Source organism: Pseudomonas putida, from assembly GCF_028682635.1.
Classification (GTDB): Bacteria; Pseudomonadota; Gammaproteobacteria; order Pseudomonadales; family Pseudomonadaceae; genus Aquipseudomonas; species Aquipseudomonas putida_AE.
In genome coordinates this window covers 284,379-305,442 of sequence record NZ_JANHLK010000001.1, presented here as the reverse complement: position 1 = coordinate 305,442, position 21,064 = coordinate 284,379, and the positions used below count along the sequence as shown (strand labels likewise).

The 21,064-nt window shown below is 63.7% G+C and carries 15 protein-coding genes and 4 pseudogenes; 9 read left to right on the top strand and 10 right to left on the bottom strand.

All coding sequences use genetic code 11. From position 1 onward, the window contains the following. Positions 1-37 precede the first annotated feature (37 nt). On the top strand, positions 38-1,078 hold the full coding sequence (locus NPS56_RS01420; RefSeq protein ID WP_274073125.1) for a patatin-like phospholipase family protein: 1,041 nt from the start codon (positions 38-40) through the stop codon (positions 1,076-1,078). Positions 1,079-1,193: 115 nt separating this feature from the next. Here the strand turns inward: NPS56_RS01420 and NPS56_RS01415 are convergent, their stop codons facing one another. The 7 genes and pseudogenes from NPS56_RS01415 to kdpF form a co-directional block, all read right to left on the bottom strand. Next, complete coding sequence (locus NPS56_RS01415) at positions 1,194-1,892, bottom strand: response regulator (RefSeq protein ID WP_274073124.1); 699 nt, start codon at positions 1,890-1,892, stop codon at positions 1,194-1,196. Between the two features lie 48 nt (positions 1,893-1,940). Beyond that, positions 1,941-4,592, bottom strand: coding sequence for a sensor histidine kinase (locus NPS56_RS01410; RefSeq protein WP_274073123.1), 2,652 nt, complete (start codon positions 4,590-4,592; stop codon positions 1,941-1,943). Positions 4,593-4,713: 121 nt separating this feature from the next. After that, positions 4,714-5,258, bottom strand: a pseudogene (kdpC, locus tag NPS56_RS01405) (potassium-transporting ATPase subunit KdpC). Between the two features lie 17 nt (positions 5,259-5,275). After that, a pseudogene (locus NPS56_RS31160) lies at positions 5,276-5,365 on the bottom strand (outer membrane lipoprotein carrier protein LolA); the annotation flags it as partial. 36 nt (positions 5,366-5,401) lie between these two features. Continuing rightward, entirely contained in the window at positions 5,402-7,459 is a 2,058-nt protein-coding gene (gene kdpB, locus NPS56_RS01400; RefSeq protein WP_274073122.1) for a potassium-transporting ATPase subunit KdpB, read from the bottom strand. Positions 7,460-7,469: 10 nt separating this feature from the next. After that, complete coding sequence (kdpA, locus tag NPS56_RS01395) at positions 7,470-9,164, bottom strand: potassium-transporting ATPase subunit KdpA (protein ID WP_274073121.1); 1,695 nt, start codon at positions 9,162-9,164, stop codon at positions 7,470-7,472. A gap of 8 nt (positions 9,165-9,172) precedes the next feature. After that, positions 9,173-9,262: a K(+)-transporting ATPase subunit F gene (gene kdpF / locus NPS56_RS01390; protein WP_007899818.1), complete on the bottom strand. Its 90-nt coding sequence runs from the start codon at positions 9,260-9,262 to the stop codon at positions 9,173-9,175. Between the two features lie 369 nt (positions 9,263-9,631). On the opposite strand from kdpF, the gene NPS56_RS01385 reads away from it, so the two are divergent. Beyond that, complete coding sequence (locus NPS56_RS01385; RefSeq protein ID WP_274073120.1) at positions 9,632-9,799, top strand: DUF2897 family protein; 168 nt, start codon at positions 9,632-9,634, stop codon at positions 9,797-9,799. A 60-nt stretch (positions 9,800-9,859) separates the two neighbouring features. Here the strand turns inward: NPS56_RS01385 and NPS56_RS01380 are convergent, their stop codons facing one another. The 3 genes from NPS56_RS01380 to NPS56_RS01370 all read right to left on the bottom strand — a co-directional run bounded on the left by NPS56_RS01380 (position 9,860) and on the right by NPS56_RS01370 (position 12,464). After that, positions 9,860-10,864, bottom strand: coding sequence for a GNAT family N-acetyltransferase (locus NPS56_RS01380; protein WP_274073119.1), 1,005 nt, complete (start codon positions 10,862-10,864; stop codon positions 9,860-9,862). Between the two features lie 88 nt (positions 10,865-10,952). Beyond that, positions 10,953-11,747, bottom strand: coding sequence for a substrate-binding periplasmic protein (locus NPS56_RS01375; protein ID WP_274073118.1), 795 nt, complete (start codon positions 11,745-11,747; stop codon positions 10,953-10,955). 93 nt (positions 11,748-11,840) lie between these two features. Continuing rightward, positions 11,841-12,464, bottom strand: a complete 624-nt coding sequence (locus tag NPS56_RS01370; RefSeq protein ID WP_274073117.1) for a TetR/AcrR family transcriptional regulator — start codon at positions 12,462-12,464, stop codon at positions 11,841-11,843. 178 nt (positions 12,465-12,642) lie between these two features. On the opposite strand from NPS56_RS01370, the gene NPS56_RS01365 reads away from it, so the two are divergent. The 7 genes and pseudogenes from NPS56_RS01365 to NPS56_RS31255 form a co-directional block, all read left to right on the top strand. Next, positions 12,643-14,445, top strand: coding sequence for an acyclic terpene utilization AtuA family protein (locus NPS56_RS01365; RefSeq protein ID WP_274073116.1), 1,803 nt, complete (start codon positions 12,643-12,645; stop codon positions 14,443-14,445). A gap of 12 nt (positions 14,446-14,457) precedes the next feature. Beyond that, positions 14,458-15,327 carry an SDR family oxidoreductase gene (locus NPS56_RS01360; RefSeq protein WP_274073115.1) on the top strand — a complete coding sequence of 290 codons (870 nt, stop codon included), beginning with the start codon at positions 14,458-14,460 and terminating at the stop codon, positions 15,325-15,327. Positions 15,328-15,330: 3 nt separating this feature from the next. Then, complete coding sequence (gene atuC / locus NPS56_RS01355; protein ID WP_274073114.1) at positions 15,331-16,947, top strand: geranyl-CoA carboxylase subunit beta; 1,617 nt, start codon at positions 15,331-15,333, stop codon at positions 16,945-16,947. 17 nt (positions 16,948-16,964) lie between these two features. Beyond that, positions 16,965-18,122 carry a citronellyl-CoA dehydrogenase gene (gene atuD, locus NPS56_RS01350; RefSeq protein WP_274073113.1) on the top strand — a complete coding sequence of 386 codons (1,158 nt, stop codon included), beginning with the start codon at positions 16,965-16,967 and terminating at the stop codon, positions 18,120-18,122. Next, positions 18,119-18,916 carry an enoyl-CoA hydratase/isomerase family protein gene (locus tag NPS56_RS01345; protein ID WP_274073112.1) on the top strand — a complete coding sequence of 266 codons (798 nt, stop codon included), beginning with the start codon at positions 18,119-18,121 and terminating at the stop codon, positions 18,914-18,916. Before atuD ends, NPS56_RS01345 begins: the two co-directional genes overlap by 4 nt. A gap of 115 nt (positions 18,917-19,031) precedes the next feature. Then, positions 19,032-20,499, top strand: a pseudogene (locus NPS56_RS01340) (acetyl-CoA carboxylase biotin carboxylase subunit); the annotation flags it as partial. A 134-nt stretch (positions 20,500-20,633) separates the two neighbouring features. Next, positions 20,634-20,993, top strand: a pseudogene (locus NPS56_RS31255) (acetyl-CoA carboxylase biotin carboxyl carrier protein subunit); the annotation flags it as partial. Positions 20,994-21,064 lie beyond the last annotated feature (71 nt).

Sequence of the window (21,064 nt, the reverse complement as noted above, 5' to 3'; positions counted from 1 at the left end):
AGGGTGCATTGTTGAACCATTCAAACGAGGGCGATCAATGAAAAAGCGTGTCGCACTGGTGTTGGGCTCGGGTGGAGCCCGGGGCTATGCCCATATCGGCGTTATCCAGGAAATCGAACGGCGTGGCTACGATATCGCCTGTATCGCCGGTTGTTCCATGGGTGCGGTGGTCGGCGGGATCTACGCCGCCGGCAAACTCGATGATTATCGCGACTGGATCGAGAGCCTGGATTATCTCGACGTGCTGCGCCTGGTGGACGTCAGTTTTCGTCTGGGGGCGATCCGCGGGGAAAAGGTCTTCGGGCAGATCCGCAAGATCGTGGGTGAAATCAATATCGAAGACCTGCGCATCCCCTATACGGCGGTGGCCACCGACCTGACCAACCAGCAGGAAATCTGGTTCCAGGAAGGCTGCCTGCACCAGGCCATGCGTGCGTCGGCGGCCATTCCCAGCCTGTTTACGCCGGTGATGCAGGGCAATCGCATGCTGGTCGATGGCGGCATCCTCAACCCGTTGCCGATCGTGCCGGTGGTGTCGAGCCATTGCGACCTGATCATCGCGGTCAACCTCAACTCCACCAACCAGCGTCACTACCAGTTGCCGGTGATCCAGCGCCCGGCCGCGTTCAAGACCCGCTTCGACAGCCTGATCAATTCCCTGGGTTCGAAGATGCCGTTCCGGCGCAAGCAGGCCGAGCAATTGCTGCTGCTGGAGAAGGAAGCGCTGTTGGCCGAAGCGGCGGAGATCAACCCTTGGGTCGAGTCGGCCAAGCCTGACTCGCAACAACCGGCGGCCGCGCCCGAGCAGGACGGCGCGCCGAAATCGGCCACAGGGTCGTTCATCATCGACAACGTGGGGCCGGCGTCCCTGCTGGACTTGATCAACCAGAGTTTCGAGGTGATGCAGACCTCGTTGGCGCAATACAAGATTGCCGGATATCCGCCGGACATCCTGATCAACGTGCCGAAGCGGGTGTGCCGGTTTTTCGAGTTCTACAAGGCGCCGGAGTTGATCGCGCTGGGGCGGGAGATTGCGCGCGATACTTTGGACCGGTATGAGAATGAGCGGGATTCCTGAGGTTCTTCGGTGAATGTGCGGGCCTCTTCGCTGGCAAGCCAGCTCCTACAGAGGACGCTGAGATCCCTGTAGGAGCTGGCTTGCCAGCGAAGGGGCCCCCACAGGCAACACAAAATCAGAGACTACCCTCACTCAACAACCGATACCCCACCCCCGCCTCAGTGACGATAAACCTGGGCTGCGTCGGGTCATCCGCCAGTTTCTGGCGCAGGTGCCCAACCACGATCCGCAGGTAATGTGTGTCTTCGGTATGGGTCGGCCCCCAGATGTCCTTGAGCAATTGCTGCTGGGTGATAACCCGTCCGGGATGCCGTGCCAGTTGCGCCAGCACCGCGTATTCCTTGCGGGTCAGCGCGACTTCGCTGCCATCGAGCAAGACCCGGCGATAGGCCAGGTCCACCATCAGCGGGCCGAAGGACAGCGCCGCTGACTGGGTTTCGCCCACCGGGGCCTGGCGCAGCAGCGCACGAATCCGCGCCAGGAATTCCTGGATGCCGAACGGCTTGGTCACGTAGTCATTGGCGCCGCCATCCAGCGCCTCGACTTTCTGCCCTTCAGCGGCACGCACCGAGAGCACCAGCACCGGCACCGTCGACCACTCGCGAAACTCGCGCAACACCTGTTGGCCGTCCATGTCCGGCAAGCCGAGGTCGAGCACCAGCAAGTCCGGTTTGTTCAAGGCCGCCTGCGCCAGGCCTTCGGTGCCGGTGCCGGCCTCCAGTACCTTGTAGCCTTGGGAAGCGAGGCTGATGCGCAGGAATTTGCGGATCTGCGGTTCGTCGTCGATGACCAAAATGGTCGCGGTCTGGCTCATGAATTCACGTCAACACAAAGAAGTGGCAAGAGAGTAGCGCACGCACGATCAGGCTTCACCCTCATATCCGGGCTGCGCCTGCAGCGGCAAGTGCAGGGTGATGCAGGTGCCGCGCCCTTCGATGCCGTCGGCGACGCTGATCCGCCCGCCATGGGCACCGACCATGCCCTGACAGATCGCCAACCCCAGCCCGGTGCCCTGCCCACCCCGGTCGCCACGGGCGGCGGTGTAGAACATGTCGAAAATCTTCGCCCGCTCGTCCTGCGGAATCCCCGGGCCTTCGTCGCTCACCGAGAAAAACAGCTCGGTGTCGTCCGCCCCGGCACGCAATTGCAGGCGCCCATGGGCGGGGGAAAACCGCGCGGCGTTTTCCAGCACGTTGACCAGCGCCTGTTCGATCAGCGCCGCATGCACGAACAGCAGCGGTAGCTCCCCCGGCACTTCAGTGCTGACCTGCAACGGCGCCAGCACCGCGCGCAGGCGATTGAGCGCACTGCCGACGATGTCCGCCGGTGACACCCAGTCCCGCGCCAGCTTCAACGCGCCGTGACCGAGGCGGGTCATGTCCAGCAGGTTCTGAATGTAGCGATCGAGGCGTTCGGCTTCATCGCGGGTGCCTTCCAACAGCTCGCGGCGATCCTCCAGTGGAATGGCCTCGCCGAGGGCCAGCAGGCTGTCGATGCTGCCGCGCATGGAGGTCAGTGGCGTGCGCAGATCGTGGGACACCGACGCCAGCAAGGCACTGCGCAGTTGTTCGGTTTCGCCGTGCAACCGCGCGGCTTCCAGGTCATCGACCAATTGCGCGCGGGCCAGTGCCTGGGCCAGCGGCTGGCTCAATGCGGTCAACAGACGCCGACGCTGGCCGCTCAAGGTCTGGCCCTCTTTCGCACACACACCGAGCAGCGCCAGCGGACCGTCCTCCACCGACAAGGGCCACCACCACCAACGGCCGAACGGTAGAGTCCCGGTGCCCGCGCCCGCCGGTTGATCGTGCTGCCAGGCCCAATCGGCGGCGGCGCGTTCGGCTTCGGTGAATTCCAGCGGGCCACCGGTCTCGACTTTCCAGCCGCTCTGGCCATCGCGGTTGAGCAGGCACAGTTGCACATCGCTCCAGCCGTTGAGGTGCTGAGTCGCCGCGCTGACCACGGCCTGGCGGTCGGTGGCGGCGGTGAGTTTGCGCGACAGGTCGAGCAGTTCGCTGGTCTCTTCCTGGGTGTCACGCAAGGCCTGCAATTGCCGGCGCTGGCGCGCCGCGAGGTTGCCGGTGAGGGCCGCCATCAGCAGGAAGAACAGCAAGGTCAGGACGTCTTCTTCGCGCTGGATGCTGAAGGAAAAATTCGGCGGAATGAACAAAAAATCGTAGGTCAGGAACGACAACGCCGCACAGGCCAGTGCCGGGCCCAGACTGCTGCGCACCGCCACCAGCAACACGGCGGCGAGGAACACCAGCGAGATGTTCGGCAACGGCAGCACGCTCGCCACCGCCCAGGCCAGGGCACTGGCCAACACCGTCGCCACCACGGCCAGGGCGTAGTCGAACCAGACCAGCGACTGCATTGAGCGCTGGCGTGGCTGATGCTGTTCATGCTCGGTGTCGAGCACGTTGATTTCCAGCCCGCGGGCGTTGCGCAGCAAGCGCGCCGCCAGGCCGCCACCAAACAGGCGACGGCGCAGGCGCGGCCGCGACTGGGCTACCAGCACCAGGCTGGCGCGGCGTTCGGCGGCATGCTGGATCAGGGTTTTCGCCACCTCGCCAGCCCGCAGCAGCACCACTTCACCGCCGAGGCGTTCAGCCAGTTGCTGGGCACTTTGCAGGCGCAGGCGCGACTGCTCGTCACGCAGGCTGCCGTTGTCCACATGCACCAGGCTCCACGGCAGATGCCGTCGCTGGGCGACCCGGCTGGCGTGACGCACCAGGCGCTCGGCCTGGGCATCGCCATCGACGCCGACCAGCAAGCGACCACGCACCGTGGGCGCCGCCTGCCCCATCTGGCGATAACCCTGGGTCAAGTCGTTGTCGACCTGGGCGGCGGCCGTTTGCATGGCCAGTTCGCGCAGGGCGGTGAGGTTGGTCTGGGAGAAAAACGCATCGATCGCCGCACGCGCCTGCTCCGGCACGTAGACCTTGCCGTCGCGCAGGCGCTCGAGCAACTCCCGGGGCGGCAAGTCGATCAGCAATAGTTCGTAGGCTTCCTGCAACACCCAGTCCGGCAGGGTTTCGCGCACCTGCACGCCGGTGATGCCGCGCACCTGATCATTGAGGCTTTCCAGGTGCTGGACGTTGACCGTGGTGTACACGTCGATGCCCGCGGCGAGCAGTTCCTGAATGTCCTGCCAGCGCTTTTCGTGTCGGCTGCCGGGGGCGTTGGTGTGGGCCAGTTCGTCCACCAGCACCAGCCTTGGCTTGGCCGCGAGCAGACCGTCGAGGTCCATTTCCTCGAGCTCCACGCCACGGTATGACGAGCGCACCAACGGCAGTTGCGGCAAGCCGCCGAGCAACGCTTCGGTCTCGGCGCGGCCATGGGTTTCGACCACGCCAGCAATGACTTTCACGCCCTGGCGCAGTTGGCTGTGGGCGGCTTGCAGCATGGCGTAGGTCTTGCCTACACCGGGCGCGGCGCCGAGGAACACCTTGAGCCGGCCACGGCCATCGCGGGGCAGGTCTGCTAACAGCGCGTCGGCGCGGCCGGAGTCGCTCATTTGTCTTTGCCTTGTTCGATTTCGGATTTGGGTGTGGCCTCAAAAGATCGCAGCCTGCGGCAGCTCCTACAGGGGATCGGCGGACACCTGTAGGAGCTGCCGAAGGCTGCGATCTTTTGATTTAGAGCTTTTCCAGCGCCTGATTCAACTCAAGCACATTCACCACGGGTGGCCCACCAATGGCTGCTCGATGTGCGCATCCAACAGATTCTGCAGGGTCGCCACCGGCAGATTGCGCGCTGCCGCGACACGCGCCAGTTGATAGGCAATCGCGGCCGGTGGCAAGTGCGGATCGAGGCCGCTGCCGGAGGTGGTGAGCATTGCCAGCGGTACCGGCCCCTGCCCTGGGACCTGGAGTTTGTTGGCATCGTCGATCACCCGGGTGGCCAGGGCCGGGTTGCTCGGCGACAGGTTGCTGGCGCTGCTCGACACGGTGGCAAAGGCACCGGCCGATGGCCGTGGGTGGAACCAGGCGTCGCCGACGAAATCCTGGGCGATCAGCGTTGAGCCGCGAACCTTGCCGTCGGCATCGCGCACCAGACTGCCATTGGCCTGGTCCGGGAAGGCGACCTGGGCCACGCCGGTGACCACCAGGGGATAGGCGACGCCGGTGATCAGGGTCATCAGGACCAGCAGGCTCAGGGCCGGGCGTATCATTGTGGACATTTCAAAATCCTCGAATTCACACAAAAACCTGTAGGAGCGAGCTTGCTCGCGAAGAACCGGAGGGCGCCGCGTTCATCCAGACGGAACGCGTCATCGTTAACGCCCATCGCTAGCAAGCTAGCTCCTACAGAGGGGATGTTGTTTCAAACCAGATGCAACGCCGTCAACAACATGTCGATCGCCTTGATTCCCACAAACGGCACGACAATCCCGCCAAGCCCATAGATCAGCAGATTGCGTCGCAACAACGCCGCCGCACTCGCCGCCTGTACCCGCACACCACGCAGCGCCAACGGAATCAGCACCACGATGATCAGGGCGTTGAACACGATCGCCGAGAGAATCGCGCTCTGCGGGCTGTGCAGCTGCATGACGTTCAACACGCCCAGTTGCGGGTAGATCGCGGCGAACAGGGCCGGCAGGATGGCGAAGTACTTGGCCACGTCGTTGGCGATGGAAAAGGTCGTCAGCGCGCCGCGGGTCACCAGCAGTTCCTTGCCGATCTGCACCACGTCCAGCAGCTTGGTCGGGTCGCTGTCGAGGTCGACCATGTTCGCCGCTTCGCGCGCCGCCTGGGTGCCGTCGTTCATCGCCATGCCCACGTCCGCCTGGGCCAGGGCCGGGGCGTCGTTGGCACCGTCGCCACACATGGCCACTAGGCGCCCGTCGTTTTGCTCGTGGCGGATGCGCGCCAGTTTTTTCTCCGGCGTGGCTTCGGCCAACACGTCGTCAACGCCCGCTTCAGCGGCAATCGCCGCGGCGGTCAGCGGGTTGTCGCCGGTGACCATGACCGTGCGGATCCCCAGTTTGCGCAGCTCGGCGAAACGCTCGCGGATGCCCGGCTTGACCACGTCCTTGAGGTGGATCGCGCCGAGCAGTTTGCCGTCGGCACAGACCAGCAACGGGGTGCCGCCGCTCTGGGCGATCTTGTCGATTTCACGGGACAGCGCCGGCGCCAGTTCAGCGCGCTTGAGGCCCACGAACGCCAGCAACGAATCCACCGCACCCTTGCGATACACGCGACCCTGATAGTCGACACCGGACAGGCGGGTTTCGGCGCTGAACGGTACGGCTGTCAGCAGTTCAGCGGACGGCTCGGCCTGCGGATGAAGGCCGCGCAAGTACTCGACGATGGACTTGCCTTCAGCGGTGTCGTCGGCCAGGGACGCGAACAACGCACCCTCGGCCAGTTCCTTGCTACTCACACCCGGCGCGGCATACACCGCCGAGCAACGACGGTTGCCGAAGGTGATGGTGCCGGTCTTGTCCAGCAGCAGGACGTGCACGTCCCCCGCCGCCTCCACGGCGCGACCGGACTTGGCGATCACGTTCAGGCGCACCAGGCGGTCCATGCCGGCGATACCGATGGCGGACAACAGGCCGCCGATGGTGGTCGGGATCAGCGTGACCAGCAAGGCCACCAGGAACACCAGCGGCAGGCTGCCATTGGCGAAGTGGGCGAACGGCTGCAGGGTAACCACCACCAGCAGGAAGATCAGGGTCAGGCCGATCAACAGGATGTCCAGCGCCACTTCGTTCGGGGTTTTCTGGCGCTTGGCGCCTTCGACCAGGGCGATCATGCGATCCAGGGTCGACTCGCCGGGATTGGCGGTGATCTTCACCAGCAGCCAGTCAGACACCAGGCGGGTGTTGCCGGTCACGGCCGAGCGGTCGCCACCGGACTCACGAATCACCGGCGCCGATTCACCGGTGATCGCCGCTTCGTTGACCGCCGCGATGCCTTCGATCACCTCGCCGTCGCCGGGGATCATCTCCCCCGCTTCGACGCGCACCACATCGCCCTTGCGCAGGTTGGCGGCTGGCACTACTTGAAAGCTGCCGTTGCTGGTCCTGCGTCGGGCGCTCAAGCCTTCGCTACCGGCCTTGAGGCTGTCGGCGCGGGCCTTGCCGCGACCTTCGGCCAGGGCCTCGGCGAAGTTGGCGAACAGCACGGTGAACCACAGCCACAGGGCAATCTGCGCGGCGACGAAGGTCGGCACCGCCGTGTCGGGAATGAAGCACAGCACGGTGGTCAGGATCGCCGTCAGTTCGACCACCAGCATCACCGGCGCACGCTGCAATTGCCGTGGGTCGAGCTTGACGAACGCTTGCACCAGCGCCGGGCGCCAGAGGGCCGAGATAGCGGTTTTTGGTTGTTCCGGCGCCTTGACGACGGCGGTTTTGCTTACAGGCATATTCATGATGGATTCCTTAGAAGCCCATGCTCAGATGTTCAGCAATCGGACCCAGCGCCAGCGTCGGCAGGAAGGTCAAACCACCCACCAGCAAGATGGTCACGGTCAGCAAGGTCACGAACAGCGGACCGTGGGTCGGGAAGCTGTTCTGGCCGATCGGTGCGGTCTTCTTCATCGCCAGGCTGCCGGCCAGGGCCAGCACCGGCAGGATGTAGCCGAAGCGACCGATCAACATGCCCAGGCCCAGCATCAGGTTGTGGTACGCCGTATTGGCGCCGAAGCCAGCGAACGCCGAACCGTTGTTGGCACTGGCCGAGGTGTAGGCGTAGAGCAATTGGCTAAACCCATGGGCGCCGGGGTTGCTCACCGAGGCCACGGGCCCTGGCAGGCTGGCGGCAATCGCACTGAGGACCAGCACGCCGATCGGCATGACCAGCAGGGTCACCACCAACAGTTGCACCTCGCGGGCCTGCAGTTTTTTACCGAGGTATTCCGGGGTCCGGCCGATCATCAGGCCGGCGAGGAACACTGCGATCAGCACGTTGAGCAACATGCCGTAGAGGCCGGCACCGACGCCGCCGAAGATCACTTCGCCGACCATCATGTTGACCAGCGCGACCATGCCGCTGAGCGGGTTGAGGCTGTCATGCATGCCATTGACCGATCCGTTCGAGGCCGCCGTGGTGGTCACCGACCACAGCACCGTGGCGGTGGTACCGAAACGTGCCTCCTTGCCCTCCAGCGGTGCGGTCTGTTCGACGGCGACGTTGGCCAGGCTCGGGTTGGGCTGGTACTCGGCCCACAGCGAGGTCGCGCCGCCGATCAGGAACAGGGCGAGCATGCAGGCAATGATCGCGCGGCTCTGGCGCAGGTCCTTGACGTAATGGCCGAAGGTGAACACCAGCGCGACCGGAATCAGGATGATCGACGCCACTTCGAACAGGTTGCTCCAGGCCGTCGGGTTCTCGAACGGATGCGCCGAGTTGACGCCGAAGAAGCCACCACCGTTGGTGCCCAGTTGCTTGATCGCAATCTGGCTCGCGGCCGGCCCCAGTGGGATGACCTGATCGACACCCTGCATCGTCAGCGCATTGACGTACTGCGCGAAGGTTTGCGGCACGCCCTGCCAGACCAGGAACAGCGCCAGCAGCAGGCACAGTGGCAGCAGGCCGTAGAGGGTGGCGCGAGTCATGTCGACCCAGAAGTTGCCCAGCGACGCCGTGGATTTGCGACCGATGCCGCGGCACAGCGCTACCAGTACCGCCAGGCCGGTGGCGGCGCTGACGAAGTTCTGCACGGTGAGGCCGACCATCTGGCTCAGGTAGCTCAGGGATGCTTCGCCGCTGTAGCCCTGCCAGTTGGTGTTGGTCATGAAGCTGACGGCGGTGTTGAACGCCAGCGTCCACTCCTGGCCGGGCAGGTTTTGCGGGTTCAGCGGCAAGTGGCCCTGGAACAGCAGGATTGCGAACAGCAACAGGAAACCCGCGAGGTTAAAGGCGAGCAAGGCCAGGGTGTACTTCTGCCAGCTCTGTTCAACCTGGGGATCGACGCCGGCCAGACGATAACAACCGCGTTCCACCGGACCAAGGATGGGTGTCAGCCAGGTGCGCTGGCCTTCCATGACCCGGTAGTAGAACCGCCCCAGGAACGGTGCCGGGACCAAAACCAGCGCGAAAAACGCCAGGATCAGCCAATAGTCATAACTGTGCATAGCCGCTCCTAGTTCCGGTCTGCGCGCAACAGCGCAACCAACAGATAAATGAACAGTCCCACTGCCAGCAGCAGTGACACTCCGTCCAGAACGCTCATGGAAGTTCTCCGTGTTACGGCGTATTGCCGCGTGTGGAGGTATTGTCGGCAGGGAGCCTGTAAAGGAACGAGAGCGAGGGTGCGCGCGGGGTATAAAGAAAGCGTAAAGACTGGGTTTATGGCTTGGTTACAGCGTTGTTCTGGCTGGCCCCTTCGCGAGCAAGCCCGCTCCCACAGGGGGAATGCGTTCACCCAGACACTGCAAAAACCCTGTGGGAGCGAGCTTGCTCGCGATGGCGGCATGACAGGCAACATCGCAGGTGTGAAACAGGCATAGAATGGAACCACTGCGAAATCCAATCGCTCAAAGTGGTATGCACGTTCGGCAAGCGAAACCCTCGCCCGCCGACCGGCTTTCAAGGAGGTCCCATGCCCTGGTATGCCTGGTTGATTCTGATAGTTGCCATTGGCTCTATCGTTGGCGGTCTGATGATGCTGCGTGACACCGCCCACAAGGTTGAGCTGACCGATGAACAGCGCAAACGCGTCGCCGAACGCAATGCGGAAATGGACGCCAAGGAAGCGCAGGACCGCTAGCTGCAAAATCGTCCGAAGTCCTTCGCGGCATTCGGACGATTTTCTGCCGATACTCCCGGTTCAGGTCAACGAGCAGCGATCGAAGAACCGCTCGCGCCCCAGCGCCATTAACGCTGCGCGCTTGTGTGGAAAGTCGAATTCCTTCTCGCAGTAAAATCCCTGTCCTTGCATGTGCCCGATCATCTTCGCGTTGTCGGCACGGGGCTCGGCGACGACCCGTTGGGTACGTGGATCGTCGAGAAACAGGTAGTGCACCAACGCCGACAGCCAGCTCGCTACCTTGTGCGGCCCACGATGATTTTCTTCCCCCACCAGCATATGAATGCCACGGTCGTGATCACCTGCCTCGTAGAACGGCGCGATGCGGTCTTCCTTGGCCCAATACGCTTCGAAGTAGGCAAAGGGCTGATCGTCGAAACAACCGATCAAGGTCAGGGTATGGGGATCGTCCTGGAGTTTGCCCAGGTACTCTCGATGCTGTTCGAGACTGCCCTGCTCCTGCCAGAAATTCGCCACTCGAGGGCTGTTCTGCCAGCGATTGAAACGCGCAAGATCCTCGTCGATGTCCACCGTACGCAGGGAAATCCAGGCCCCCAGCCTGGCATCGAAACGCCGATACACCTCGCCCCGTGGCTTCGGTGGGCGCAACGGGTGACGCTTGCCGCCGCTGAATACCCTCTGCTGTGGGTAACAGCCCGTCAGCGACTGACCCAGCCACGGCTGCGGCAACTGCCAGAACAGCGTGCGTTCGCAACGGAACTGGCCGACCGTTTCGGTAGACACCAGCAATGCGCTGAGCAACGCTTCAGGTGGCGCTTCATCGAGTTGCCAGACCAGTCGCTGGCAAGCAGGGTCACGGGCGAACAACCAGTAACACGCGGCCCAGATGGCCCGGCTGTCGGGGCGTGGAGCGCCCTCGTGCAATTGCAGCAGCAACTCGGGCGCGCGAGTCAGGTGTAGCTGGATCAGCGACTGGCCTTCAAGGCTCAGGCTCAGCCCGGTTTCGGTTTCATCGGCTACGAGACGGCTGCCGTTTGGTAAAGGCAGGACATTCGGATTGGACATGGGTCGGGCTCACGATTCGTCGACAGGTCAACGTTTGACGTGAGCCAAGCCGGAAAATTTAAGCGATACACGACTTACGGTGCCCCGCTCAGTTAGCCGGCGCCGGCAAGACCGCAATTTTGTAGGGGTCGAAAATCTTCAGCATCTGGCCATTGTCCCGCAACCCTTGCAGCAACTTGCCGAAGGCCTCCCCGCTGATCGGCGCGGCCGGCCGCAGAATGGCGTAGTGGTGATAGATCTGGTCGACGCGCTCGGATACCAGCAACTCGCTGGCGACATGCTGGTTGCGCAGAAAGTAGTCGCTCAGGTAGGACCGTGTGACCAGGGCGACATCGGCGCGCCCACGCAGCACCATCAGCAGGTTGCTGTCATGGGAGTAGGTCGACGTGGCGTTGTAGTGAGTGGCGAGATACTTGGGGTCGGCATTGAAGTTGGCGAACTCGTAGTGGTAGCCGCTGAACAACGCCAGGCGCTTGCCGCTGAGGTCGCTGAAGTAACTTTGCTGGCGCTCCGGCAGGCGTTGGGCGACGAAGATTTCGGCATCTTCCAGGCCCATGTCGACGCTGGTGTGGGGAATGTCCTTCCAGCCCCAATTGGGGTTTTCGAAGATCGCCATGTCCACCCGGCCTTGCTTGAAATCGCCAAAACGACGGGGAATGGAGGTGGGTACCAGCACGAACCGGTAGTCGCTTTGCAGGGTGTTGAGGGCCTCGACCAGTTGCGGCAACAGGCCGGTGTCGGCCCCGGATTCAGGGCGCACCGTGTAGGGTGGAAAGTGTGCGGCACCGATGCGCACCAGTTGTGCAGCCTGGGTCGGTAGAACCGATAACGCCGCGACCACCGCCAGTAAAAACCGCGAAGCCGTCCGAATTGGCGAAGACATCAAAACAACCCACTCCCGAAGTACTGCATCAATGCATTCAAGCTAGGCGGTTTCGCCCAGTTAGCCAGTTTCCTGCCGACACGCACACCCGCCTTACTTGCCCTCCAGCACCAGGATCAAGGCCTCCTCCGCCAGTTGATCCAGGCTCATGCTGCCACCGGCACGAAACCAGGTGGTGGTCCAGGACAGCGCCCCGGTCAGGAAGCGCCGGGTGATAAACACATCGCCGCGGATAAAACCGGCGCTCTTGGCTTGACCCAGCACCTGCAGCCAGATGTCTTCATAGATATCGCGTAGCGCCAGGACCTGGGCCTGGCCCTCCTCGGACAGCGATCGCCATTCGTACACCAGCACGGCCATGGCTTCGCCACTGCCGCCCATGATCGACTGCAATTCGCAGCGGATCAGCGCCAGCACCCGTTCGCGCACGTCGCCCGTCTCGGCGATGGCCGCCCGCATCAACGCGGTGTTGTAGCGAATGGTCTCCTCCATCACCGCCCGCAGGATCTCGTCCTTGCTCTTGAAGTGATGAAAAATGCTCCCCGACTGGATGCCCACGGCACCGGCCAGGTCGCGCACGGTCGTGCGTTCATAGCCTTTGTGGCGAAACAGGTGGGCCGCCACTTGCAGCAACTTGCCACGGGCGCTGTCGGGGTCGGTCAATTGCCCGCTGTCGACCAACTCGCGCATGACGCTCAAGGCTTTTTGCTCATCCACCCGTTCTCTCCTACAGTCGATCAGTCCAATGCCGCGCTCCCCGCGAAAACATTGGGGTTGCGCTGGCAATTTAAGCAACTGGCGACGACCAAGCAAGCGCTCGGGCAGAAGATAGTTCAGCCGTTTACAAACCAAGCGCTTGCTTGGTAGTCTCGAAGCATTGTTGCCGGAGGTGGTTATGGAGTTGATTGCGCCAAGAACGATTCGCATCGGCTGCGCCAGCGCCTTCTGGGGCGACACCTCGACCGCCGCCGCGCAACTGGTGGAAGGCGGGCACCTGGACTACCTGGTCTTCGACTACCTGGCCGAAATCACCCTGTCGATCATGGCGGGCGCGCGGATGAAAGATCCCCAGGCCGGATACGCCACTGACTTCGTCGAAGTCCTCGGGCCGCTGCTCTCCCAACTCGCCGAACAAAAGATCCGCGTGATCAGCAATGCCGGCGGCGTCAATCCGCACGCCTGTGCCGCGGCCCTGCAAGCGGCCTGCGACAAGGCCGGCGTCACCCTGAAGATCGCCGTCCTGCTGGGCGATGACCTGCAACCGCAATTCAAGCAGCTAGGCAGCCAGGGCATTCATGAAATGTTCAGCGGCGCCCCCCTGCCGCCAATGTGTGTCTCGACCAACGCCTACCTTGGCGCACCGGGCATCGTCGAAGCCCTGCGCCTGGGCGCGGACATCGTGATCACCGGGCGCGTGGTCGACAGCGCCGTGGTCAGTGCCGCGCTGGTGCATGAGTTCGGCTGGTCGTGGCACGACTACGACAAACTGGCCCAGGCGGCGCTGGCCGGGCACATCATCGAATGCGGCGCGCAATGCACCGGCGGCAATTTCACCGATTGGCGCGATGTGCCCGACTACGAGCACATCGGCTTTCCCATCGTCGAAGTCAGCGCCGACAGCCAGTTCATCGTCAGCAAGCCCGAAGGCAGCGGCGGATTGGTCACGCCCCTGACCGTGGGCGAACAGATGCTCTATGAAATCGGCGACCCACGGGCCTACCTGCTGCCCGACGTGGTCTGCGATTTCACCCAGGTCCGGCTCGTGCAACAAGGCCGAAACGCAGTCCGGGTCCACGGCGCAAAAGGCTTGCCGCCCACCGCCCAGTACAAGGTCAGCGCCACCTACCCGGACGGTTTTCGCTGCACCGCCAGTTGCCTGATCGCCGGGATCGATGCGGTGGACAAGGCCCGGCGTGTCAGTGAAGCGATCATCAACAAGACCTCGCAGATGTTCAGCCAGCGCGACTGGGCGCCCTACAGCGAGGTGAACATTGAACTGCTTGGCAGCGAAGCCACTTACGGCCCCCACGGCCAGCGCCAGGACAGCCGCGAAGTGGTGATCAAGCTCGCGGTGCGCCATCCGCACAAACAGGCGTTGATCCTGTTCTCCCGGGAAATCGCCCAGGCCGCCACCGGCATGGCGCCGGGGCTGACCGGGATCGTCGGTGGCCGGCCGACGGTGTATCCGCTGATCCGCTTGTTTTCGTTCCTGATCGACAAAAACGCCTGCACGCTGGACATTGATCTCATGGGCCAGCGCCACCCCTGCGCCCTGCCCGCCCTCGATGTGCTCGACAGCGCCGACTTGCCGGTACCGTTCGAGCCACCCAGGCCTTCGGGCCCGGCCGACGCCAGCGTCGCCCTGGTCAAGCTCGCGGTCGCCCGCTCGGGCGACAAGGGCAACCACAGCAACATCGGCGTCATGGCCCGCGACCCGCAGTACCTGCCGTGGATCGCCGAAGCCCTGACCCCGGAGGTGATCGTCGACTGGATGAGCCACGTCCTCGACCCGATCCACGGGCGCGTCGAGCGTTGGTACTTGCCCGCCACCCACAGCCTCAATTTCCTCCTGGAAAACGCCCTGGGTGGCGGGGGCGTGGCCAGCCTGCGGATCGATCCGCAGGGCAAGGCGTTCGCCCAGCAGTTGCTGGAAATCCAGATTCCGGTGCCCCAGCGCATCGCCGACCAGGTCAACTAGAGGATTGCCGCCATGGCCTACGATTCGATTTTCAAAGCCGATGTGTTTGCCGGCCAGACCATCATCGTCACCGGTGGCGGCAGTGGCATCGGCCGCTGCACCGCTCACGAACTGGCGGCCCTCGGCGCCCATGTGCTGCTGGTCGGGCGCAAGGCCGACAAGCTGAAAACCGTCGCCGCCGAAATTGCCGAAGATGGCGGCAGGGCTGACTGGAGCACTTGCGATATCCGCGAGGAAGAAGCGGTCACGCATCTGGTCAGCGAACTGATCCGCAAGCACGGCCCGATTCACGGCCTGGTCAACAACGCCGGCGGCCAGTACCCGTCACCACTGGCCTCGATCAACCTGAAGGGTTTCGAAACGGTGATGCGCACCAATCTGCTGGGCGGCTTCCTGATGGCCCGGGAAGTGTTCAACCAGTCCATGAGCAAACATGGCGGCGCCATCGTCAACATGCTCGCCGATATGTGGGGTGGCATGCCGGGCATGGGCCACTCGGGCGCGGCGCGCTCGGGCATGGACAACCTGACCAAGACCGCGGCCTTCGAATGGGGCCACGCCGGGGTCCGGGTCAACGCCGTGGCGCCGGGCTGGATCGCGTCCAGCGGCATGGACACCTACGAAGGTGCGTTCAAGGCGGTGATTCCGACCTTGCGTGAACACGTGCCGCTCAAGCGCATCGGCACCGAATCGGAAGTCAGCGCGGCGATCGTGTTCCTGCTCAGCCCGGGCGCGGCGTTCATCAGCGGCAGCACCCTGCGCATCGACGGCGCGGCCAGCCTCGGCGGGCGGGCCTGGCCGATCCACAAGGCGACCCACAGCGAGTCGTACAACGGCTTCCACCGCGCGTACCTGCCTGATGTGCTCAAGGACAAGGAATAAGCCATGCCGGTGATTCAGTCGCAACTCGACCCCCGCAGCGAACCGTTCGCCCGCCACCGCGCGGCAATGCTGGTTGCCGTCGAGCAGCTGCGCAGCCTTGAACAGACCCTGCTGGACAAGGCGGCCGAGGCCAGACCCAAGTTCGAAAAACGCGCGCAGTTGCTGCCTCGCGAACGCCTCAACCTGTTGCTCGACCCTGGTGCGCCGTTTCTCGAACTGGCCGGCCTGGCCGGCTACAAGCTGCACGACGACAAAGATGGCAGCGCGGCCGGTGGCGGCTTGATCGCCGGGATCGGTTACGTGTCGGGTGTACGGGTACTGGTGGTGGCGAACAACAGTGCGATCAAGGGCGGCACCATTTCCCCCTCGGGCCTGAAAAAGTCCCTGCGCCTGCAACAGATCGCCATGGAAAACAAACTGCCGGTGATTACCCTCGCCGAGAGCGGTGGCGCCAACCTCAATTACGCGGCGGAGATTTTCGTCGAAGGCGCGCGCAGCTTTGCCAACCAGGCGCGCATGTCGGCCATGGGCCTGCCGCAGATTACCGTGGTCCACGGCTCGGCGACGGCCGGCGGCGCCTATCAACCAGGGCTGTCGGACTACGTGGTGGTGGTACGCGGCAAGGCCAAGCTGTTCCTGGCCGGCCCGCCGCTGTTGAAAGCGGCCACTGGAGAAGTCGCCACTGACGAGGAACTGGGGGGCGCCGAGATGCACGCGCAAACGGCCGGCACCGCCGAATACCTGGCCGAGAACGATGCCGACGGCGTGCGCCTGGTGCGCGAGATCGTCAGCCTGCTGCCGTGGAATGCGCGCCTGCCGATGTCGCCCGCCAGGCAATGGCAGGAGCCGCTCTACCCCATCGACGAATTGCTCGGCCTGATCCCCGATGATCCGAAAAAGCCCTACGACGTGCGCGAGATCGTCGCCCGCGTCGCCGACGGCTCGAATTTCCTCGAATTCAAGGCCGAGTTCGATCAGCAGACCGTCTGCGGCCAACTGAAAATCCAGGGGTACGCCTGCGGGTTCATCGGCAACAACGGGCCGATCACGCCCAAGGGCGCGAGCAAGGCGGCGCAGTTCATTCAGCTGTGCGACCAGAGCCAGACGCCGCTGCTGTTTTTCCACAACACCACCGGATTCATGGTCGGCACCGAATCGGAGCAGCAAGGGGTGATCAAGCACGGCGCCAAGATGATCCAGGCGGTGGCCAATGCCCGGGTGCCAAAACTGACCGTCGTGGTGGGCGGTTCCTATGGCGCCGGCAACTACGCGATGTGCGGGCGTGGCCTGGACCCGCGTTTCATCTTCGCCTGGCCCAACAGCCGCACCGCCGTGATGGGCGGCGCCCAGGCCGGCAAAGTCTTGCGCATCGTCACCGAGGCCAAGCAGGCCAAGGACGGCCTGGTGCCCGACCCGAAGATGCTCGACATGCTCGAACAGGTCACTGCGCAGAAACTCGACAGCCAGTCCACGGCGCTGTATGGCAGCGCCAATCTGTGGGACGACGGCCTGATCGACCCACGGGATACCCGGACCCTGCTCGGTTACTTGCTGGATATCTGTTTTGAGGCCGAGGTGCGGCCGCTGCAAGCCAACAGTTTTGGTGTAGCCCGGTTCTAATCAGGAGAACAACAAGAATGATCTTCACCCAGGAACACGAAGCACTGCGTCGCACCGTTCGCCAATTCGTCGATCACGAGATCAATCCCCACGTCGATGAATGGGAAAAGGCCGGGCGCTTTCCGATCCACGAGATTTTTCGCAAGGCCGGCGACCTGGGGCTGCTGGGCATTTCCAAACCGGAAAAGTTCGGCGGCATGGGCCTGGACTACAGCTACTCGATCGTCGCCGCCGAAGAGTTCGGCACCATTCATTGCGGCGGCATTCCGATGTCGATCGGCGTGCAGACCGACATGTGCACCCCGGCCCTGGCGCGCTTCGGTTCCGATGACTTGCGCGATGAATTCCTGCGCCCGGCCATCAGCGGCGAGCAGGTTGGCTGTATCGGCGTCTCCGAAGTCGGCGCCGGCTCCGACGTGGCCGGCTTGAAAACCAGCGCGCGCAAGGACGGCGACGACTACGTGATCAATGGCAGCAAGATGTGGATCACCAACTCGCCGAGCGCCGACTTCATCTGCCTGCTGGCCAACACCTCGGACGACAAACCCCACGTCAACAAATCGCTGATCATGGTGCCGATGAACAGCCCCGGCATCAGCCTCAGCTCGCACCTGGACAAACTGGGCATGCGCAGCTCGGAAACCGCCCAGGTGTTTTTCGACAACGTGCGGGTGCCACAGCGCAACCGCATCGGCCATGAAGGCGCCGGGTTCATGATGCAAATGCTGCAGTTCCAGGAGGAGCGCCTGTTCGGTGCGGCCAACATGATCAAGGGCCTGGAGTATTGCGTCGACAGCACCATCGAGTACTGCAAGGAGCGCAAGACCTTCGGCAGTGCGCTGATCGACAACCAGGTCATTCACTTTCGCCTGGCCGAACTGCAAACCGAGATCGAGTGCCTGCGGGCACTGGTGTATCAAGCCACCGAGCAATACATCAAGGGCCAGGACGTCACGCGCCTGGCGTCGATGGCCAAGCTCAAGGCCGGTCGCCTGGGCCGCGAGGTCAGCGACAGTTGCCTGCAATACTGGGGCGGCATGGGCTTCATGTGGGACAACCCGGTGGCCCGCGCGTATCGCGATGTACGCCTGGTGTCGATCGGCGGCGGCGCGGACGAAATCATGCTGGGGATCATCTGCAAGCTGATGGGCATCCTGCCGGGGAAAAAGCCATGAGCACCCTGCCCGCTTGCCAGACCCTGCTGCTCGAATTGCACAACGGCGTGCTGCACATCACTCTCAATCGACCGGACAGCCGCAACGCCATGAGCCTGCAGATGGTCAGCGAACTGCGTGCGGTGCTGGCGGCGGTGCACGAGGACCGGGGGATTCGGGCCCTGGTGATCGGCGGTGCCGGCGGGCATTTCTGCGCCGGCGCCGACCTCAAGGACATGGCCAAAGCGCGCGCCCAGGGCACGAGCGCGCACCGCGATCTGAATCGGCTGTTCGGTGCGTTGCTGCAGGAAGTGCAGCACGCGCCGCAAGTGGTGATCACGGTCTTGCAAGGCGCGGTGCTCGGTGGCGGCTTCGGTCTGGCCTGCGTCAGCGACATTGCCCTGGCCGATCACCAGGCGCAGTTCGGCCTGCCGGAAACCAGCCTCGGCCTGGTGCCGGCGCAGATCGCGCCGTTCGTGGTCCAGCGCATCGGCCTGACCCAGGCACGCCGCCTGGCCCTGACAGCGGCACGTTTCGACGGCACCCAGGCGCGGCGGATGGGGCTGGTGCATTTCGTCGAGCACGATGCCCAGGCGTTGGCCGAACGGCTCGATGAGGTGTTGGCGCATGTGTTGTGTTGTGCGCCGGAGGCGAATGCGGCGACCAAGAAATTGTTGCTGGCGAGTGCGGGGCAGCCATCGGATGAGCTGCTGGATCAGGCGGCTGAGTGGTTCAGCGAGGCGGTGACCGGGGCTGAAGGGGTCGAGGGGACCCTGGCCTTTGTGCAAAAGCGTAAGCCGGGGTGGGCCTCTTAAAAGCTTCGCTGGCAAGCCAGCTCCTACAAGGGTCTGCGTCGCACACAAAACCTGTAGGAGCTGGCTTGCCAGCGAAGAGGCCCGAACATTCACCGCACATCCAAGGGAACGCACCATGCCCGGATTCAACAAAATCCTGATCGCCAACCGCGGTGAAATAGCCTGCCGCATCCAGCGCACCGCCCAGGCCCTGGGCTACCGCACCGTCGCCGTCTTCAGCGATGCCGACGCCGACGCCCTGCACGTGCACATGGCCGACGAAGCGGTAAACATCGGCCCGGCCCCGGTGCAACAGTCCTACCTGAACATCGAAGCGATCATCGACGCGGCCCGACGTACCGGGGCCGACGCCATCCACCCGGGCTACGGTTTCCTCTCGGAAAATGCCGGTTTCGCCCGAGCCTGCCAAAACGCCGGCATCACCTTCATCGGCCCCAGCCCCGAAGCCATCGAACTGATGGGCAGCAAACGGCTGTCGAAACTGGCCATGCTCGACGCAGGGGTTCCCTGCATCGCCGGCTATCAGGGCGCCGAGCAGGACGATGCGACGCTCAGCCGCGAAGCCGATCGCATCGGCTACCCGCTGATGATCAAGGCCAGCGCTGGCGGTGGCGGTCGCGGCATGCGCCTGGTGCACGATGCCGGCGATTTGTTGGCGCAGATCCGCACCGCACGCTCCGAAGCGCTGCATGGATTCGGCAGCGATGAACTGATCCTCGAACAGGCGTTGATCGACCCGCGTCATGTCGAGGTTCAGCTGTTCGGCGACCATCAGGGCAACCTGATCTACCTCGGCGAGCGCGACTGTTCCATCCAGCGCCGTCACCAGAAAGTCATCGAGGAAGCGCCCTGCCCGGTCATGACCGCCGAACTGCGCCAGGCCATGGGCGAAGCGGCGCTCAAGGCCGGTCGCGCGGTCAACTATGTCGGCGCCGGCACCGTGGAATTCCTCCTGGATGCATGCGGGCAGTTCTATTTCCTGGAAATGAACACCCGGCTGCAGGTAGAGCATCCGGTCACCGAACTGATCACCGGGCTGGATCTGGTGGCCTGGCAACTGCAGGTCGCCGCGGGGCTGCCGCTACCGTTGCGCCAGGAGCAGGTGCAACTCAGCGGTCACGCCATGGAAGTGCGCTTGTACGCCGAAGACCCGGCCCAGGACTTTGTCCCGCAAACCGGGCGCATCGCCCGCTGGGAACCGGCGCTGCAGAGCGGCGTGCGCATCGACCATGGGCTGATGGAAGGACAGCAGGTCAGCCCGTTCTACGATTCGATGCTGGGCAAGATCATTGCCCACGGCGCGACCCGTGAAGAAGCCCGGCGCAAGTTGCTGCGGGCGGTGCAGGACAGCGTCCTGCTGGGCCTGCCGAGCAACCAGCGTTTGCTGGCCGGCCTGCTGGAACATCCGCAGTTCATCAGGGGCGAATTCAGCACCGGGTTCATTACGACGCATTTCGCCGAACACCCTTGCCTTCAGGCCCCTGTACCCCGCGCTGAAGAACTGGCGATTGCCGCGACGCTGTTCCACCACGCTTCGGCACGGATTCATCCTGCCGCGCTGGCCGGTTGGCGTAACAACGCCAGTGTGCCGCTGCACTACCACATCGGCCTGGGAGATCAGGACTGGCCCGTGCAACTCAACGCGGTACCGGGGCAGCCCTACCGGATTCAAATCGCCGCACAGGTGCTCAACCTGACCGTTATCCAGTGCGACGGTCGCTGGGTCACCCTGGACATCGACGGCATCCGCCAGCGTCATGCCTACCTTCTCGAAGGCGAGCAACTCTGGCTATTCACTCGCCCCGGCAGCCTGCAACTGCTGGATCGCACCCAAGCGCCGGTCTGCAGCCAGGCCAGCATCAGCTCCGGCACCCTCAAGGCGCCCATGGACGGTGCGGTCATCGACGTGCTGGTCAGTGAAGGCAGCCAGGTCAGCAAAGGCCAATTGCTGGTGGTGCTGGAAGCCATGAAAATGGAACACCCACTCAAGGCGGGCATCGACGGCGTGCTCAAGCGCTTGCAGGTGCAGGTGGGCGACCAGGTGAAAAACCGGCAGATTCTGCTTGAGGTCGAATAAGTTGCTAGGCGTAACCGCCGGGTTTGGCTACGCTCAAGCCCTATCAGCACGCGGATACCGGGAACCCTGCG

What these genes read in the sequence shown, in the direction of transcription:
- NPS56_RS01420 (WP_274073125.1), top strand. Translation starts at nt 38, where the DNA reads ATGAAAAAGCGTGTCGCACTGGTGTTGGGCTCGGGTGGAGCCCGGGGC.
- NPS56_RS01415 (WP_274073124.1), bottom strand. Translation starts at nt 1,892, where the DNA reads ATGAGCCAGACCGCGACCATTTTGGTCATCGACGACGAACCGCAGATC.
- NPS56_RS01410 (WP_274073123.1), bottom strand. Translation starts at nt 4,592, where the DNA reads ATGAGCGACTCCGGCCGCGCCGACGCGCTGTTAGCAGACCTGCCCCGC.
- kdpB (WP_274073122.1), bottom strand. Translation starts at nt 7,459, where the DNA reads ATGAATATGCCTGTAAGCAAAACCGCCGTCGTCAAGGCGCCGGAACAA.
- kdpA (WP_274073121.1), bottom strand. Translation starts at nt 9,164, where the DNA reads ATGCACAGTTATGACTATTGGCTGATCCTGGCGTTTTTCGCGCTGGTT.
- kdpF (WP_007899818.1), bottom strand. Translation starts at nt 9,262, where the DNA reads ATGAGCGTTCTGGACGGAGTGTCACTGCTGCTGGCAGTGGGACTGTTC.
- NPS56_RS01385 (WP_274073120.1), top strand. Translation starts at nt 9,632, where the DNA reads ATGCCCTGGTATGCCTGGTTGATTCTGATAGTTGCCATTGGCTCTATC.
- NPS56_RS01380 (WP_274073119.1), bottom strand. Translation starts at nt 10,864, where the DNA reads ATGTCCAATCCGAATGTCCTGCCTTTACCAAACGGCAGCCGTCTCGTA.
- NPS56_RS01375 (WP_274073118.1), bottom strand. Translation starts at nt 11,747, where the DNA reads ATGTCTTCGCCAATTCGGACGGCTTCGCGGTTTTTACTGGCGGTGGTC.
- NPS56_RS01365 (WP_274073116.1), top strand. Translation starts at nt 12,643, where the DNA reads ATGGAGTTGATTGCGCCAAGAACGATTCGCATCGGCTGCGCCAGCGCC.
- NPS56_RS01360 (WP_274073115.1), top strand. Translation starts at nt 14,458, where the DNA reads ATGGCCTACGATTCGATTTTCAAAGCCGATGTGTTTGCCGGCCAGACC.
- atuC (WP_274073114.1), top strand. Translation starts at nt 15,331, where the DNA reads ATGCCGGTGATTCAGTCGCAACTCGACCCCCGCAGCGAACCGTTCGCC.
- atuD (WP_274073113.1), top strand. Translation starts at nt 16,965, where the DNA reads ATGATCTTCACCCAGGAACACGAAGCACTGCGTCGCACCGTTCGCCAA.
- NPS56_RS01345 (WP_274073112.1), top strand. Translation starts at nt 18,119, where the DNA reads ATGAGCACCCTGCCCGCTTGCCAGACCCTGCTGCTCGAATTGCACAAC.